This is a genomic window from Pseudoalteromonas phenolica (assembly GCF_005876835.1).
Taxonomy (GTDB): Bacteria; Pseudomonadota; Gammaproteobacteria; order Enterobacterales; family Alteromonadaceae; genus Pseudoalteromonas; species Pseudoalteromonas phenolica_B.
The window spans coordinates 22,756-39,803 of sequence record NZ_PPSW01000051.1; the positions used below are offsets into that span (position 1 = coordinate 22,756).

General features: G+C 42.2%; 12 protein-coding genes. 5 read left to right on the forward strand and 7 right to left on the reverse strand.

What is annotated here, in order from left to right; translation table 11 throughout:
* Positions 1-14: 14 nt before the first annotated feature.
* Positions 15-728: an NAD(P)H-flavin reductase gene (fre, locus tag C1E24_RS20320; RefSeq protein ID WP_138484691.1), complete on the reverse strand. Its 714-nt coding sequence runs from the start codon at positions 726-728 to the stop codon at positions 15-17.
* A 29-nt stretch (positions 729-757) separates the two neighbouring features.
* Positions 758-2,236: a 4-hydroxy-3-polyprenylbenzoate decarboxylase gene (gene ubiD / locus C1E24_RS20325; RefSeq protein WP_138484707.1), complete on the reverse strand. Its 1,479-nt coding sequence runs from the start codon at positions 2,234-2,236 to the stop codon at positions 758-760.
* A 199-nt stretch (positions 2,237-2,435) separates the two neighbouring features.
* On the opposite strand from ubiD, the gene C1E24_RS20330 reads away from it, so the two are divergent.
* Positions 2,436-5,030, forward strand: a complete 2,595-nt coding sequence (locus C1E24_RS20330; RefSeq protein WP_240722062.1) for a GGDEF and EAL domain-containing protein — start codon at positions 2,436-2,438, stop codon at positions 5,028-5,030.
* Between the two features lie 7 nt (positions 5,031-5,037).
* Here the strand turns inward: C1E24_RS20330 and C1E24_RS20335 are convergent, their stop codons facing one another.
* On the reverse strand, positions 5,038-5,826 hold the full coding sequence (locus C1E24_RS20335) for a tetratricopeptide repeat protein (RefSeq protein WP_138484693.1): 789 nt from the start codon (positions 5,824-5,826) through the stop codon (positions 5,038-5,040).
* A 171-nt stretch (positions 5,827-5,997) separates the two neighbouring features.
* On the opposite strand from C1E24_RS20335, the gene dbpA reads away from it, so the two are divergent.
* Positions 5,998-7,383, forward strand: coding sequence for an ATP-dependent RNA helicase DbpA (dbpA, locus tag C1E24_RS20340; RefSeq protein WP_138484695.1), 1,386 nt, complete (start codon positions 5,998-6,000; stop codon positions 7,381-7,383).
* On the opposite strand, the gene C1E24_RS20345 is transcribed toward dbpA, so the two are convergent.
* Positions 7,380-7,964 (reverse strand): DNA-J related domain-containing protein, encoded by a 585-nt coding sequence (locus tag C1E24_RS20345; protein WP_138484697.1) that lies wholly within the window; start codon positions 7,962-7,964, stop codon positions 7,380-7,382. The two genes, dbpA and C1E24_RS20345, sit on opposite strands and share 4 nt — an antisense overlap.
* A gap of 70 nt (positions 7,965-8,034) precedes the next feature.
* On the opposite strand from C1E24_RS20345, the gene C1E24_RS20350 reads away from it, so the two are divergent.
* The gene (locus C1E24_RS20350; protein WP_171040945.1) at positions 8,035-10,902 is read left to right on the forward strand and encodes an ATP-binding protein; all 2,868 of its coding nucleotides are present in this window, start codon (positions 8,035-8,037) and stop codon (positions 10,900-10,902) included.
* On the opposite strand, the gene C1E24_RS20355 is transcribed toward C1E24_RS20350, so the two are convergent.
* From C1E24_RS20355 to trxA, 3 genes are all read right to left on the reverse strand, one after another.
* Positions 10,879-12,144 (reverse strand): methyl-accepting chemotaxis protein, encoded by a 1,266-nt coding sequence (locus C1E24_RS20355; RefSeq protein WP_138484701.1) that lies wholly within the window; start codon positions 12,142-12,144, stop codon positions 10,879-10,881. The genes C1E24_RS20350 and C1E24_RS20355 overlap by 24 nt on opposite strands.
* 119 nt (positions 12,145-12,263) lie before the next feature.
* On the reverse strand, positions 12,264-13,523 hold the full coding sequence (gene rho, locus C1E24_RS20360) for a transcription termination factor Rho (protein WP_058028397.1): 1,260 nt from the start codon (positions 13,521-13,523) through the stop codon (positions 12,264-12,266).
* Between the two features lie 189 nt (positions 13,524-13,712).
* Positions 13,713-14,039: a thioredoxin TrxA gene (gene trxA, locus C1E24_RS20365; RefSeq protein WP_058028399.1), complete on the reverse strand. Its 327-nt coding sequence runs from the start codon at positions 14,037-14,039 to the stop codon at positions 13,713-13,715.
* 91 nt (positions 14,040-14,130) lie between these two features.
* Here trxA and rhlB point away from each other — a divergent pair, with 91 nt between their 5' ends.
* A complete protein-coding gene (gene rhlB, locus C1E24_RS20370; RefSeq protein ID WP_138484703.1) occupies positions 14,131-15,399 on the forward strand; it encodes an ATP-dependent RNA helicase RhlB in 1,269 nt (422 codons plus the stop codon).
* A 39-nt stretch (positions 15,400-15,438) separates the two neighbouring features.
* Complete coding sequence (gene gppA / locus C1E24_RS20375) at positions 15,439-16,929, forward strand: guanosine-5'-triphosphate,3'-diphosphate diphosphatase (RefSeq protein ID WP_138484705.1); 1,491 nt, start codon at positions 15,439-15,441, stop codon at positions 16,927-16,929.
* The last annotated feature ends 119 nt before the right edge of the window (positions 16,930-17,048 follow it).

A 17,048-nucleotide genomic window follows, 5' to 3' on the forward strand; every position in this document is an offset into this window, starting at 1 on the left:
ATTACGAAGCCGTGTTATTTGATGAAAGCAAAGGCATCGGCGTACATGTTCTCGCGAATTGCACCATGAGCGATAAAGTCATCGCGAACAGGGCCAATCATGTCGAAGCGGCCCGCCATATAGATTTCGTAGGCTGCAAGTGAGTCGAAATCTTTTAATACCGCTTTGTGAACGAAACCTGTGTGGCCTGCCCAGTTATCGCTGGCATTATCAACGACAGGTACGAATGTGAAGTTTGGCTTTTTCGCAGCCCAAGCTTGCATCTCTTCTGCTGCATACAGTGCTGATTCGTCACGTACACCCCAGTAAAAATGCACCTGACGGTCTGAGTCAATTTCAGCTAAATGATCGGCCATTGATTTCACATAGCTAAAACCTGTACCGCCCGCTAATAACACGATTGGTAATTGTGATTCAGTACGTAATTCAGAAATGCCTAGGCCAACCTCAACGTTTGCATGCGTGCCATTTGCGTGGTGCTCACGTAAATGATCAAGCGCTTGCATGGCATAGCTGTTTTCTTCAGAAGCGCCAATATGAAGTTCTAGTAATTCTTTTTGGCTTGGGCGACTCGCAATTGAAAAAGCGCGCTTGTCTTTCTCGCCAAGTACTAATTGAAGGTAATGACCTGCTTTAAACTCTGCAGGTTCGCTTGGTTTTAGCTCTACCTTGTAAACAAATTCTGTTAGGGGGGTAATACTTACTACTTCTGCATTTAACACTTGCATTATTAAACCTTTCACGACGCGTGCAGCGTTTATTTATTAAGAGACATAATGTTTAACGAGTCCCAAATTTCATCTACTCGTTGCTTGATTGATTCATCCATCACAATGGGTTCACCCCATTCTCGGTCGGTTTCACCTGGCCATTTATTGGTGGCATCCATTCCCATTTTTGAGCCAAGACCTGACACCGGAGAGGCAAAGTCGAGGTAATCAATCGGGGTATTTTCGATCATGGTGGTGTCACGAGCAGGGTCCATACGTGTAGTAATGGCCCAAATGACATCATTCCAATCTCGCGCGTTGACGTCATCGTCACAGACAATAACAAACTTGGTGTACATGAATTGACGTAAGAATGACCAAACGCCCATCATCACACGTTTCGCATGACCCGGATACTGTTTCTTCATGGTGACCACGGCCATACGATATGAACAGCCCTCAGGCGGTAAATAAAAGTCGACAATTTCTGGGAATTGCTTTTGTAAAATAGGCACAAATACTTCGTTCAGTGCCACGCCTAAAATGGCTGGCTCATCGGGCGGACGACCTGTATAAGTGCTGTGATAAATCGGGTTCTCACGATGGGTAATGTGTGTGACGGTCATCACTGGGAAGTCATCCACTTCGTTGTAATAACCCGTGTGGTCACCATAAGGCCCTTCAGGTGCCATCTCACCTTGTTCAATATAGCCTTCAAGTACAATCTCGGCAGTGGCCGGTACTTGTAGGTCGTTAGACACAGACTTAACGACTTCAGTTTTTGAACCGCGCAGCAAACCGGCAAATGCATATTCACTTAAGGTATCTGGCACAGGGGTTACTGCGCCTAAAATCGTCGCCGGATCAGCGCCTAGCGCAACCGATACCGGGTAAGGTTCGCCCGGGTGCTCTTTACACCACTCTTGATAATCAAGTGCACCACCACGGTGTGATAACCAGCGCATAATAATCTTGTTCTTACCTAATAACTGCTGGCGATAAATACCTAAGTTCTGGCGTTTTTTATATGGCCCTTTGGTGACGGTTAAGCCCCAAGTGATCAGCGGCGCTGCATCACCTGGCCAACAATGTTGAATAGGGAGCTTGGTTAAATCGACATCATCACCAGTTAACACCACTTGCTGACAAGGCGCTTTGCGCACTTCTTTAGCAGGCATATTAAGCACTTGCTTAAACACCGGAATTTGTCCTAAAGCTTCTTTAATGCCTTTTGGTGGCTCTGGCTCTTTTAAGAAAGCCAATAACTTACCTACTTCACGTAGTTCGCTGACATCGGTTTGACCCATGCCCATCGCAACACGCTTTGGTGTACCGAATAAGTTGGCTAAAACAGGAATATCAAACCCTTCAGGGTTTTCAAATAAAATCGCTGGGCCGCCAGCACGCAAGGTGCGATCGGCTATTTCGGTCATCTCTAGCTTGGTAGAGATAGGCTGCTTAACCCGAACAAGTTCACCTTGTTCTTCTAAGCGCGTAATAAAGTCTCTTAAGTCTTTGTATTTCATCGTTGGCATAGGGCACTTTTCATTGTCGCGAAGTATATCAAGATGTGGCGAAAATGGCATCACATCTTAAGTTCAGTCAGGTATACGAAGGTAAATGCATTTTTGTTTGATTTTGCACAAATGCATTAAATTGAACTATGTTCAACTATTGCGGATTAGATTATAGTCGAATGTGTTGTGTGATTTGTGAGTGGAAGTTTTGAAGCGACTTAAAGCGATATTGATGTGTGCCTTACTCAGCTTGAGTCAGAACGCCAGTGCCGATCATTTACCTGAGGTGGTTTTTGAGCAACACAGCGCAGTGATGCTTGTGATAACGCCTTCAACAGGCGCCATTGTGGCTGCCAATGGTGCAGCTGATCAATTCTATGGCTATCAAGTTGGAGAGCTTGAACAGCGGTTCATCCAAAACATTAATCAACTCACGCCAGAGCAAGTTGCTAACGAGCGTGCTAACGCCGCAGCTGAAGGGCGCAATTACTTTATCTTTAGACATCAATTGGCTAATGGTGAGATCCGTACTGTGAGTGTTCACTCTGCGCCTTTTACCGACGAGCACGGCAAACAACAGTTATTGTCTGTGATCACCGATATAAGTGAACAACGCGCTTTACAAGAATCGCTTTGGCATTACCAAGCCAATCTAGAGCAGCAAGTTGAAATACAAACCGACGCCATTCAACAAGCCAGTCGAATGCAATTGCTGCTGTCTTTTGTGGTGATTGTTTTACTCATTGGCTCTTTGCTCATTTTGGGGCGCTTTTTTATTAAGCTTAAAAATGCCAAGCGTAAAGCAGACTCTCAAGGGGCGCGTTTATCGTCTATTTTTGATGCCATCGAGGGCTACTTACTTTTCACCTCTCGTTCAGGCACAGTACTTGATGCTAACCAGCAGGTTTTTCAAGACATTGAGAGTCGTGACTCTATTGTTGGTAGAGCGTTAGGTGAAGTTTTTTTTAGTAATGTTGATTGGGCAAATCAGTCTTATGGCAGTTCAGAGCATCGCTTAAAGGTAAAAGACGAGTGGCGCTTTTTTAAGGTTGATAAGCAAGCGGTAAATAACGCCGACAAATCGCTCGGTGATTTATATATGTTGCAAGATATTACTGCGCAATTAGCCATTGAGCGTGAGCAGCGTCTAGCCAGTACAGTATTTGCGACAACCAGTGAAGGGGTATTGGTTTCTGATAAACACAATCAGATCCAAATGGTGAACCGGGCATTTACTGAAATCACCGGATTTACGCAAGAACAAGTACTAGGGCAGTCGCCTGCGATTTTAAATTCAGGCCATCATGGGCCAGCTTTTTTCTCGCAAATGTACGACACTTTAAGCCAACGAGGTCATTGGGAAGGTGAGGTCTGGAATCGTCGCAAAAGTGGCGAAGTATTCCCTTGTTGGCTGCAGGTATCTGCGGTATTTGATCAGCAGGGTGAAATCGAAATGCATGTTGCCTTGTTTAATGATATCACCTCGCGTAAGCACCACGAACATATGATGTGGCAACAAGCCAACTTTGATACTTTAACCAGTTTGGCGAATCGCAGAAATTATCGAGAAAAGTTTGAAAATGCGCTGCAAAAGGCCAAAAAAGATAAAAGCCGCTTGGCTGTGTGTTTTATTGATTTAGATAGGTTCAAGGCAGTAAACGACACGCTCGGTCATCATATTGGTGACTTAATGCTAATCGAAGCGGCGATGCGTTTAGAAGAGTGCACCAGAAACTCAGACACCGTGGCCCGTTTAGGGGGAGACGAATTTGCGTTATTACTGCCTGATGTCGATTCAATTACCAAAGTTGAGCAAATCGCGACACAAATTCTTGAAAAGCTACACGAACCTTATGAACTTGAGGGTCATGAAGTGTTTGCTTCGGGGAGTATGGGGATCACCTTCTACCCGGAAGATGGCGACGATACCAAGGTCTTGCTGCGTAATGCCGATAATGCCATGTATAAAGCCAAAGAGTTGGGACGAAACTGCTTCCAATTTTATACTTCGGCCATGCATGAACATGCAAAAGCACGCAGCCAGTTAGAAGGTGCGCTGCATAAGGCACTTGTAAATAATGAGTTTCATATCGCTTATCAACCAATCCTCTCTCGTGATGATGTAAGAATTGGATGTGAAGCCTTGTTACGTTGGGAAAACAAAGCCCTCGGCTCGGTATCGCCCGCGGACTTCATCCCGATTTGTGAAGAACTTGGTTTGATTATTTCTATAGGTGAGTGGGTAATGTACCAAGCTTGTTCGCAAGCTAAAGCGTGGCAGCAGCAATGTGATAAACCTTTTTTTATTACCGTGAATGTTTCTAGCACCCAGTTTAAGCGTCAAAGTGTTGTGGAATTGGTAAAAAAAGTGCTCAACCAAACTGGCTTAGAAGCTCGATACTTAACGATTGAGATCACAGAAACCGTGCTTGTCGATAATTCAGAAAGTATTTTATTGCAGCTTAAGGCACTCAGAGCCATGGGGGTTGAACTGGCTATAGATGATTTTGGTACGGGTTATTCTTCTTTAAGCTACTTAAAGCGCTTCCCGCTTTCTAAGCTTAAAATTGACAGAGAGTTTGTAAGAGACCTGCCTGATGATCAGGATGACCATGAAATGGTTAAAGCGATTATCTCAATGGCCAGTAATTTAAACCTTAAAGTGGTTGCTGAGGGTGTAGAGACAGACGAGCAGTTATGGCTATTGAATGAATTGGGCTGTGACTTTACACAAGGCTACTTGCATAGTAAGCCGCTGCAAGCAGCGGCATTTGAAGGCTTTTTAGCTGAATATGCCAGTTAAAACAGGCTTAATGGCAAAGCGCTTTGTGTTTATCACAAAATGACTCAAGTGCAGCCTTGGCTTTTAAGTTGTTTTGCTCTGCAGCACTTTTGTACCATTTATACGCACCTGCTAAATCAACATCACCGCCTTCTCCGTACTCAAGCATATCTGCGAGATTATATTGGCCAAAGTCATACCCCTGTTCTGCAGCCTGTATAAACAGCTTTCTTGCTTCCTCAAAGTCTCTAGCTAAATAAGCTCGCACGCCTTCTTGGTTAAATTGATTAAATGAGACTTTGAGTTTATGTGGTACATGTTCAGGAGCCGCTCTGTGTCTTACTATGCCACCCATCACATAGATGTCTGTAGGGCGGAAGATTTCGTCAATGGCACCTTGGTCATAAAGCGCTGCTAACTCTGATTTTTTAAAGCTAATTAGTGCCGGGCGGAAATAGTTATTGAGCATTAAGCTATCTAGTTTAATGGCACGCTCTGCACCACGCTTTTTACGATAAGTGTAACTGCCTTGTTTTAGGGTGATAGAGTCTTCTTCTACAGAGAGTACCTGAGCAACACGATATTGGGTCTGGTATTTACGGTCTTTAATCAAATGACCCATATCTAAGATAAGCACATCATCAACTTTAGGGGCTGATAAAAACTCAGCCTGTTGTTGCTTGTTTTCAAAAATGCTGTAAGCAAAGTAAGTAATTACAATGAGTGCAATAACAAACATAGTGCGGTGGTGATGTTTGTAGAGTTTGTCTGTTTGATCATGGAAGTAAAAAAGAGACTTTTGGAAAATGGTTTGCATAACAGCTTCCCTGTACCGATTAAAACTTCAGTCTGCCATAAGTTCGTAATCTAGTCATGTGCTGAAACTCTGAGCGGTTTGATTTTGAAGCTTAATAACCATGCTGTAAATGTGTGGTCGAGCGCATTTGCTGGTAAACTAAGCCATTAAATAAGCTTTGTTAGAGAGACGATAAGCATCATGCAATTTAATACACTGGCTTTATCACCCGTATTACTTGAGACCATTGTGCAATTAGGGTTTAAACAGATGACAGAGGTTCAGGTGCAAAGCTTGCCACTGATCCTCGACCAACAAGATGTGATTGCACAAGCGAAAACAGGATCAGGTAAAACGCTGGCGTTTGCGCTTGGTGTGTTATCTAAACTCGATGTATCGAGTATGCATGTACAAGGCTTAGTACTGTGCCCAACACGCGAGCTGGCAGATCAGGTGGCGACAGAAATTAGAAAGCTAGCCAGTGGCACTGCAAATGTTAAAATTCTTACCTTATGTGGTGGTGTGCCTATTGGGCCGCAAATAAGCTCTCTTGAACATGGGGCGCATATTATTGTCGGTACGCCAGGGCGCATAGAAGATCACTTGTTTAAGGGCACGCTCGACTTAACACAAGTAAACACCTTAGTGCTTGATGAAGCCGACCAAATGCTCGATATGGGTTTTACTGATGCGATAGAAAACATCGTTGCTTATTTACCACCTGAGCGTCAAAGCCTCTTATTTAGTGCAACCTATCCCAAAAATATTGAATCACTTTCTGCGCAACTGATGCGCAACCCACAGCAAGTTAAAGTTGAAGAAGTGGGGATCAATAAAAGCATCAAACAAACTTTTTATAAGCTCAGTAATAACAAGCTGCGTTTTAATACACTGCGACTACTTCTGATGAAGCATCAACCAAAAAGTTGTGTGGTGTTTTGTAATACCAAGGTGGAAACTAAGCGCTTATTTGAAGAATTAAAAGAGGCCGGTTTTTATGCTTCGGCACTGCATGGCGATTTAGCTCAGCAAGAGCGTGCCATGATGTTGATGCGTTTTGCCAATAAGAGCGCTTCTATTTTAGTGGCGACTGATGTTGCGGCGCGAGGCTTGGATATTGATGATATGGACATGGTGATTAACTATCATCTCGCACTCGACCCTAAAACCCATGTTCACCGGGTGGGCCGAACAGGTCGTGGTGATAAAAAAGGCCTGGCGTGTTCTATCTTTGGTGAAAAAGAGGCGTTCAGAGTTAAGCAAATAGAACAGCTATATGATCGTGAATTTGAACCTGCGGTTTTACCTTCGCTGAGCTTATTAGATAAACCGCCTTATAAACCAGAAATGCAAACCCTCTATATTGACGGTGGTAAAAAGCAAAAGCTACGCGCTGGTGACATAGTCGGTTGTTTAACGGGCGAAGAGGGCATTGGCTTTTCGCAAATCGGTAAGATCACTGTGTTTGAAAACCAGTCGTTTGTTGCTGTGAAGCGCGAAGCAAGTAAACCGGCTTTTAGAAAGCTGCGAGATAACAAAATCAAAGGTAAGAAATACCAAGTACGCCGCGTCAATTAAACTGATTTAATGTGTCCAAGCAGCTGTTGATACTCATTCTGCAACTGCTTGAATCGTGTATCGTCATGACTGCCTTTGTCTGGGTGGTACTGAATGGCCAATTGCCGCCAGCGTCGGCGAATGGCTTTTTCTTCAAGTGGCTTTGTTAACTGCCATTGCACACACAAGTCATCGAGGTCAAATTTACTCAGTGTATTCTGCGGATGATGAAAACCTTGAGCAAAACGTTGCCAAAAAGAATCTAGCAATGATGTTATTTCTTCATTATCTGTTTGGTAGTTCTGCCAATCTAAATAATAAGTACTGAGAGGTGTTTTTAATTCAGGGGCTTGGCCTTTGTCAGCAAGGTAAATATCCATGCTATCTATATGTAAGTAGATATCGTCTTCAATGAGTTCCAGTTGCAAAGTATATAAGCTATTCATCAACACAAAGTTGCGTTTGAATAAATCTTGATTTGGGTCTTCATCAAGTTGCTGAAGTAAGTCAACGGTTTGAAGATGAGCGGCTAACGTATGGACTTTAAAGTGTGCGCCATTACTCAGCACTGAAAAAATTTCATCTAGAATTGGACGCAACATTGTCCCTCTGAGTTTGTTGGTGTATCTTCACCTTACCATGTTTATTTTTTGTTAGGCAATGAGGGCAAGGATGTTGATTAAGCCATTGCGAAAATCACTCACGTCAGTGCTATTTGGGTTCACGCTATTTAGCTTATCATCACCAGTTTTGGCTACCTCAGAGACTCAATTAAAAGCCGAGATAGAAAAAGTAACTCAGTTGTCAGATTGGCAAACTGTGCAAGCAGAAGCGCAAAAGCTGGGCGAATCGCTACAACTTAATTTCCAAGATTATAATTATTTTCTTACCCAAATGGGCAGAGAGTCTCTTAAACGTGAGAAGTTAGCCGATGCAGTAAGGTATTTTCAGCGTTTGGCTGATATCACCTCAGATTCATTAAGCAGTGATGAAAAGTACCTAGCATTTAAAATGCTTGGTATTAGTACTTATTACCAAGGTGAATATGAAAAATCCATCGAGCATTATCAAACAGCACTGAATATTGCCAAGCTGCGAAATAAACCTTTAGAGCTAGCTAATATATACAATAATTTGGGGCTGGCGTATCTCAAGGCACATGACCTTGAAAAAACAGTCCAACATTATGTTGAAGCACATCGCTTGTACGAATTGCATGGTAGTCAGCAAGATAAAGCGGATATGTTATTAAATCTTTCAGGCGCTTATATTCGCCAGCATCGTTATGACATTGCTAAAGATATGCTTTTAAGGTCTATAGGTTTATTTAATCAACTTGATGACGAATACGGTGTTGCACTCGCACAGGCTAATTTGGGTGCCATGTATATGGAGCAAGGAAAAAGCAAATTGGCCAGAGCGAGTTTATTAGCGGCAGTGGAATACTATGAAAAAGTAGGTTCGGCGCGCAGCTTAACCTTCGAATATAGTAATTTGGCAACACTCAGCATTGCATTAGGGGAGATGGAACAGGGGTATGAGGAAGCTAAAAAGGCGCTCTATTATGCAGAAAAAGTAGACCTTCAATCTGGTTACATGGAAGCACTTTACCCTATGGCGAAGTTGCAAGTTTATCGAGGTGACTTTGCTGAGGCGCTAAATAGCATTGAAACTTCGCTGTCTATTGCACGTAAACAGGGCTCAAAGCTGCGGGAAAAAGATGGCTTAGCAATTTTAGCAATTATTCAGGCGCATTTAGGTGAGTCTGAGAAAGCGATGGAAAGCTTTAATGCATTTCAAAGATTGCAAAGGGAGCTTTTAAATGATCAAGTCTATGCGCGTTTAAATGAATATCAGAGTAAAATTGAGGCGACAGAGCTTAATCGTGAGATTGAATTGCTGAAGCAGCAGCAGGCGGTTCAAGCTTTACAAATTGAGCAACGAGAGCAGTTAACGTGGCTCATTGTTTTACTGTTGATCACAGGCACAGTTGCCGTTGTGAGTATGTATAGAAAACGCATGGAGCGTGCTGCCAACATTGAGTTGAGCCAACAGGTTGCTAAGCGTACAGCAGAGCTACAAAAGTTAGCAGATGAGTTAAGTGAAGCTAACACGGTTAAAAGTCAGTTTCTAGCTAATATTAGTCATGAGATCCGAACTCCTCTCACTTCAATTATTGGTAACAGTGAAGCACTGTTACAAGAATATCAACATGACAAACATATTCAGGAGCCTCTGCAAGTCATTCAAAGGCAAGGGGAGCATCTAAAAGACCTAGTTAGTGATGTACTCGACCTGAGTAAAATCGAAGCACAGCGTTTTGAGTTAGAGTTTACTGAGTTTGCCTTAGAGCAGTTGCTTGATGATGTCACCGAGATGTTTCAGCATGTCTGTGAGGCAAAGGGGTTAAACTTCATCGTAGTGAATCAGCTTCCTTCACCGTATGTGGTGCGTTTAGATTATGTAAGGCTTAAACAGGTGCTCATTAACTTACTTGGTAATGCCGTTAAGTTTACAGAATATGGTCATGTTGAGCTGGTTGTAAGTCAAGAAAATAACGGGGTTAGATTTTCGGTAAATGATACGGGCATCGGGATGGATGCCACGCAATTACAGCATATCTTTGACTGCTTCCAGCAAGGGGATAACAGCATAACACGTCGTTTTGGCGGCTCAGGATTGGGTTTATGCTTATCTCAGCAATTATCGACCATGATGGGTGGTAGCATTCAGGTGAGTAGTATTCCTGAACAAGGCAGCCAATTTTACATTGTGATCCCTTGTGCACGTTTAGACTCAGTATCTGACTCAACTTTAGTGCATAAAGCTGCTCGGCCGATTACGCAATTATCTAAGCTAAGCGGTACAGTATTGATTGCTGAAGATCATGATGATAATCGTGCGTTATTCGAACGTATTCTCTCTCAGCTTGGTGTCGAGGTAATTACAGCCGAAAATGGTCAGGTAGCAGTAGAAAAAGCATTATGTGAATACCCAGATCTAATCTTGATGGATATTCAAATGCCATTACTTGATGGTCTTGAAGCATTTAAGTTACTTCAACAAGCAGGCTTTGACGGGCCTATTTTTGCACTTACAGCGAATGTTATGCAGCATGAAATTAAGTCTTATCTTGAACTTGGGTTTGCAGGTCACCTAGGAAAGCCACTTGATAGAGATAAACTCCACCTTGCTTTAAGTGATTTTCTTGCAGAAGCGAGCGTTGGAGGCGAGCAAGATATGCAAGTTGACATTAGTGACTTGATAGAAAGCTTTGCATTAAGCCTAGAGCAAGAGCGTTTTACAGTTATCGACTTATGGCAAAAGCAAGATTGGTTAGAGTTGAGAGCTGTGTGTCATCGTCTCACAGGTGCAGCCTCAACATTTGGCTTTGACGATATTGCCAAAACGGCAAAGCACATAGAGCAGGCATTAAAAAAACCACAAGAAGTTGATTCTCATGGGTTGCAGCATTGGTATTTAATCTTGTGTGATGAGCTACAGCAAGTTCAGTTATCAGAACAACTCAATGTCTCCTGAGTCTTGCTGAGTCTCAACCTTAGTGCTGGCTGTTTTCGTGTCAGTATGTAGTCTAGACCGGTCAGTTCTGGCGTCATGCTCAAAAGCTGTTTCATCCACTCTAAAAATTGCTAATTTATCGTGAATGCTGTGGGCAAGACTAATTAGGTCGTTGCTAGATACAGCTTGTATCTTAGAGCTTGAAAGCGCATCTGAATTAAGTTCAACCATAGACTCAATACTTGTCTGCGCTTCATCGGATACAGCTTTTTGGTCTTTTACCTGCTCGTGAATACTGTGAGACATAGAGTTTATGCTGAGCATAGCTGATTCGATTTGGTCTACTTCTCGAGTAGACGCTTCTGATAGCGTCACAGTTTGTTTTGTTTCTTCGAGTGCGTTGAGCATAAGTTGGTGTGCACTGTCTGTCCCTGCCTGAATTTTACTCACAACTTCACGTACTTGCTGGGTCGATTGACTGGTTCGAGCGGCTAAACTTCTGACTTCATCTGCAACTACTGCAAACCCTCTACCTTGTTCGCCTGCTCGCGCGGCTTCAATTGCTGCATTCAGTGCCAGTAGATTTGTTTGCTCTGCAATTGAGTTAATGACGTCAATAACAGAACTAATCGCATCTGAATCAATTTTGAGGGTTTCTATTTGCTCACTGGTCTCTTCAATATTTTTTGCTAAGCTCATTAAGCTAGCTTGGCTTTTGTCGGTATCAACACGAGTTTTCTTAACGGCTTCTGTTGCCGCTTCCACTGAGGTGTAAATTTTCTCTAGGTTATCATCAAGTTCTCGTGACACTGCTAGCATACGGTTGATTGAGTCTGCCAAATCTTCACCATGGGCGTGCTGAATTGTTGCCTTTTGTGTCATTGATGCATAGGTGTCTCTTAGACCATCTGCCATGGGGGATAGGCGAGATGAAGACGCATAAACTTCACCAATAATATGCTCAATTGTAGCTAAGCTGGCATTAATGGCCAAACAGGCTGGTGGCGTTGATGTTTTACTGTCATCAAAACGATAAGTGAGATCAATTTGTCCATCATGGTTTATAGAATTGACTAAAGTCTGTAAATGCTCAGCTTGCGATATTTTTTGGCTCGAATACCAAAGTGCAGCTGCACCTAAGATGATTTGCACACTGATAATAATGGCCGTTGTTGACCAAGATACAGAGAGCAATGGCAACATGACTATTAACACTAAGGTGTTGAGGATTAGAAAGTTTCGAATTAATTGAAAGGGCTTCATAAACTGAACAGCTCCCTGTCTAAGTACGTAAGTCTATAACTAGAATAGTAAAAAATTTGGGACAATGCGATAAAAATTAAGATCAAAAAAGCCTGCTTATGCAGGCTTTTTTAGGATATTTACTTACGACGCATGAGCTCGAAGAACTCGTCGTTTGTTTTACTCATTGAGAGCTTGTCGATGAGGAATTCCATTGCGTCGATTTCACTCATTTCATGAACAATTTTACGCAAGATCCACATTTTCTGTAGCTCATCCGCTTTAGTCAGTAATTCTTCGCGACGCGTACCTGAGCGGTTGAAGTCAATGGCTGGGAATACACGCTTTTCAGCAATCTTACGGTTTAGGTGTAATTCCATGTTACCCGTACCTTTAAACTCTTCGTAGATAACTTCATCCATCTTAGAGCCAGTATCTATAAGTGCCGTTGCGATAATCGTTAAGCTACCGCCTTCTTCAACATTACGTGCAGCACCGAAGAAACGCTTAGGTTTGTGTAGTGCATTCGCATCAACACCACCCGTTAGTACCTTACCAGATGATGGAATAACGGTGTTGTAAGCTCGTGCTAAACGTGTGATTGAATCAAGTAGAATGATAACGTCTTTCTTGTGCTCAACTAGGCGTTTTGCCTTTTCAATAACCATTTCGGCAACTTGTACGTGACGGCTTGCCGGCTCATCGAACGTTGAAGCAACAACTTCACCTTTTACAAGGCGTTGCATCTCAGTTACTTCTTCCGGACGCTCATCGATCAGTAACACCATCAGTGTTGCATCTGGGTTGTTGTAGGTAATCGATTGCGCGATATTTTGTAGTAGCATTGTTTTACCCGCTTTCGGCGGAGCTACAATTAGAGCACGCTGACCTTTACCAATTGGTGATGCTAAATCAAGAACACGAGCAGTAATATCTTCTGTACTACCGTTACCTCGTTCCATCACAAAACGCTCATTCGCATGAATAGGCGTTAAGTTTTCAAATAAGATCTTAGTACGAGAGTTTTCAGGTCTATCGAAGTTAACTTCATTAACTTTAAGTAGTGCGAAGTAACGCTCACCATCTTTAGGTGGACGGATAAGACCGCTAATTGTGTCACCAGTACGCATGCTGAAGCGTCGAATTTGACTTGGTGAAACATAAATATCATCAGGACCTGCTAGGTAAGATGCTTCTGATGAACGTAAAAAGCCGAAGCCATCTTGTAGAATTTCTAAAACGCCGCCGCCATAAATGTTTTCACCGCTTTTAGCGTGTGCTTTTAGAATGGCAAAAATAATGTCTTGTTTTCTTAAACGAGCTACGTTTTCAAGTCCCATGGACTCAGCTAGTTTTACAAGTTCGTTGATTGACTTGTCTTTTAATTCGCGTAAATGCATATTGGTGGGTTCTTTATAACAATTGTCATCTCAGTGATGAGAGGTTGATTTGATAAAGCTAAAGGTTAGTGGCTTTATAAATTAGCAGTTAGCTTGCTAGTCGTCCAGTCTTTAAACAAATTTAGTCGAAAAAACTATGGGCAGGTAGGTGGGATATACGCCTAGCAAAGGCGAGGCGTATATACAAACTTAGATGTTGTCGTTTAAGAACTCAACAAGTTGAGTCTTTGATAACGCGCCAACTTTAGTCGCAGCTACTGCACCATCTTTGAAAAGTAGTAGTGTAGGAATACCACGAATACCAAACTTAGGTGGCGTACCAGCGTTTTGGTCGATGTTTAATTTACCGATAACTGCTTTACCAGCAAACTCTTCAGCAACTTCGTCTAAGATTGGCGCGATCATTTTACAAGGGCCACACCATTCTGCCCAAAAGTCTACAAGTACAGGTAGATCTGATTTAATTACATCAGCTTCAAAGCTGTCGTCAGTAAGCTGGATAATTTTGTCGCTCATTGCGTTCTCCGTTAGAAATTGGCGAATTATTTACTGCGTATTTAAACACTCTTGTTTCTTATTGCAAGTTTAAACGTTATGCTTAATTGCTATGACTAAGACACATTTGACCAATAAAAAATTTTCTGACTTTGCTATTGCACCGGAGGTGGTCGCCGGTTTAGCTGCGAATGGCTTTGAATATTGCACGCCAATCCAAGCAAAGTGTTTACCTTTTGTCTGTGACGGGCGAGATATCGCTGGTCAAGCACAAACCGGTACTGGCAAAACATTGGCGTTCTTAACTGCCACTTGCCACCGTTTAATGCAAACAGAAGGTCAATCCAGAAAGCACCCAAGAGCGCTGATCATGGCTCCTACGAGAGAGCTTGCGATTCAGATCCATAAAGATGCAAAAATTATTGCGCCACACTGTGGTCTAAACTTAGGTTTAGTATATGGTGGCGAAGAGTACGAAAAACAACGGGCGCAACTCGAAAAAGGTGTCGATATTTTAATTGGTACTACGGGCCGCTTAATCGACTTCTATAAGCAAGGTGCTTATAACCTTAATGAAATCGAAGTCGTTGTACTTGATGAAGCAGATCGTATGTTTGATTTGGGCTTCATTAAAGATATTCGCTATCTATTTAATCGTATGCCTCCGACAGCAGAAAGATTAAACCTACTTTTCTCTGCGACTTTATCTTACCGCGTGCAAGAATTGGCTTTTGAACACATGACTAATCCAGAGCATGTACAAATTGAGCCAGATGTAAAAACAGGTAAACGTATTCAAGAAGAGTTATTCCACTCATCTCATGACGACAAAATCCCGTTGCTTCTTACATTAATAGAAGAAGAATGGCCTGAAAAAGCAATCGTATTCGCAAATACGAAGCAAAGTTGTGAAAACGTGTATGCTTGGCTAAAAGCGGATAAACATCGTGTTGGTCTATTAACAGGTGATGTAAATCAAAAGAAACGTCAGTCAATTTTGGCACAATTTACTAAAGGTGATTTAGATATTCTTGTGGCAACCGATGTGGCTGCACGTGGTTTGCATATCCCAGAAGTAAGCCATGTGTTCAACTTTGATTTACCGGATGACTGTGAAGACTATGTACACAGAATTGGTCGTACAGGTCGTGCTGGTGCATCAGGTCACGCAATTAGTTTTGCATGTGAACAATATGCATACAACTTACATGAGATTGAAGAATATATAGAACATTCGATTCCTCTGTCTCATTATGATAAAACAGCATTAATTGAAGATTTACCTAAACCGAATACGCAGAGAAGACGTCATCACTCTGGCCCAAGAAAGGGAAACAATCGACGTCAATCAAATTACAATAAATCGAAAGCGAACACTTAAGAAGTTGTAATTGCGGGATCTTGCAGCTAGAGGTACAAAGTGGCCAAAAATATAGATAATAATAACGTTTTTGCCGTTATTGATTTAGGCTCTAATAGCTTTCATATGTTGATTGCAAAACACATTGCCGGTGGTGTTCACACCATCGGTCGGGTTAAACGTAAAGTTCGACTAGCTGCAGGCTTAGACGAAAACAACACGTTATCTTCTGATGCAATGCAACGAGGCTGGGAGTGTTTGGCGCTATTTGCCGAAAGGTTGCAAGACATACCAAAGCAAAATATCAGCATTGTCGCAACGGCAACGCTGAGACTTGCTACCAATGCCCAAGAGTTCAAAATCCAAGCCGAAAAAATCCTCAATCACAAAATCAATATCATCAGTGGTGAACTAGAAGCGCGCACTATATATAAAGGTGTTGCACATACTTCTGCATGCCAAGGTAAACAATTGGTAATCGACATTGGCGGTGCAAGTACTGAGGTTGTCATAGGCAAAGGGTTTGAAGCGCTGCTCTATAAAAGCTTAGACATGGGGTGTGTGACTTACTTAGAGCGTTATTTTCAAAATGGCTTACTTTCTGAGAAGAATTTTGAGCAAGCAATTGCCGCAGCACATAATGTGATTACACCGATTAAGTCTCAATATATTGAGACTGGTTGGGAGCTTGCTATTGGTGCATCTGGTACTGTGCAAGCAATTCAAGAGATCTTAGCTGCGACAGGTCAAACTGATCAGCTTTCTTTAGAAAAGTTGCAGCATATAAAAGCTGAAGCGATAAAGCATAAGAATGTATCAACACTTTCTTTGCCAGGTCTCAGTGAAGAACGTCGTTTGGTATTTGTATCTGGATTAGCAATTCTCATTGCATTATTTGAAGCGCTGAATATTCAGCAGATGGGACTGGCAGGTGGCGCGCTTCGAGAAGGTGTACTCTATAGTATGATCTCAGATCTACACCACTCTAATATTCGAGAAAGAACGCTTGAAAGCTTTGCGCTGCGTTTTCATACCGACAAAGAGCAAGCTAAACGCGTTTCAGATGTTGCCCTATTAATAGCAAAACAACTTCAGCATGCCTGGCAACTAGATTTACAGCAAGTAAATGTATTGCTTTGCGCAACAGCGCACTTGCATGAAATTGGTTTGCTTATAGATTACAAACAATATCATCAGCACAGCGCCTATATATTAAGTAACACCGATATGCCGGGTTACTCGCCAGCCGAAAAGAAAGTAATTGTCAGTCTTTTAAAAGGTCACCGTGCCGATTTAAATGATGCACTGTTTTCACATTTAGGTGCTAATAAAGCACTGACCGAAAAGTTAGTACGCATAATTAGATTAGCCGTTATTTTATCTATGCGTCGTAAAGATGATGTTTTACCTACCTTTGAAGTAAAAGCAGATAAAAACAGACTTAATATTAGCTTTTCTGAAGATTGGTTAGCTCAACACCCACTTATGAAAAGTGAGCTTGAGCAAGAAAGCGTGTATCAATCAAAGTTAAATTGGCAGTTTAGTAGCTAAAACTGCTCATAAATTCTACTTAAAACATCGAAATTATACAGTTTCGTTCAAAATACACGCGAACAGTTAGTTTTTTGCATTTTTCTTTAAAAAAGGGCTTGCGTAATTTTCAGCTCTCC

Coding starts and splice junctions, on each gene's coding strand:
- C1E24_RS20355 (WP_138484701.1), bottom strand. CDS start 12,144: ATGAAGCCCTTTCAATTAATTCGAAACTTTCTAATCCTCAACACCTTA.
- fre (WP_138484691.1), bottom strand. CDS start 728: ATGCAAGTGTTAAATGCAGAAGTAGTAAGTATTACCCCCCTAACAGAA.
- rhlB (WP_138484703.1), top strand. CDS start 14,131: ATGACTAAGACACATTTGACCAATAAAAAATTTTCTGACTTTGCTATT.
- ubiD (WP_138484707.1), bottom strand. CDS start 2,236: ATGAAATACAAAGACTTAAGAGACTTTATTACGCGCTTAGAAGAACAA.
- C1E24_RS20350 (WP_171040945.1), top strand. CDS start 8,035: ATGTTGATTAAGCCATTGCGAAAATCACTCACGTCAGTGCTATTTGGG.
- trxA (WP_058028399.1), bottom strand. CDS start 14,039: ATGAGCGACAAAATTATCCAGCTTACTGACGACAGCTTTGAAGCTGAT.
- C1E24_RS20335 (WP_138484693.1), bottom strand. CDS start 5,826: ATGCAAACCATTTTCCAAAAGTCTCTTTTTTACTTCCATGATCAAACA.
- rho (WP_058028397.1), bottom strand. CDS start 13,523: ATGCATTTACGCGAATTAAAAGACAAGTCAATCAACGAACTTGTAAAA.
- C1E24_RS20345 (WP_138484697.1), bottom strand. CDS start 7,964: ATGTTGCGTCCAATTCTAGATGAAATTTTTTCAGTGCTGAGTAATGGC.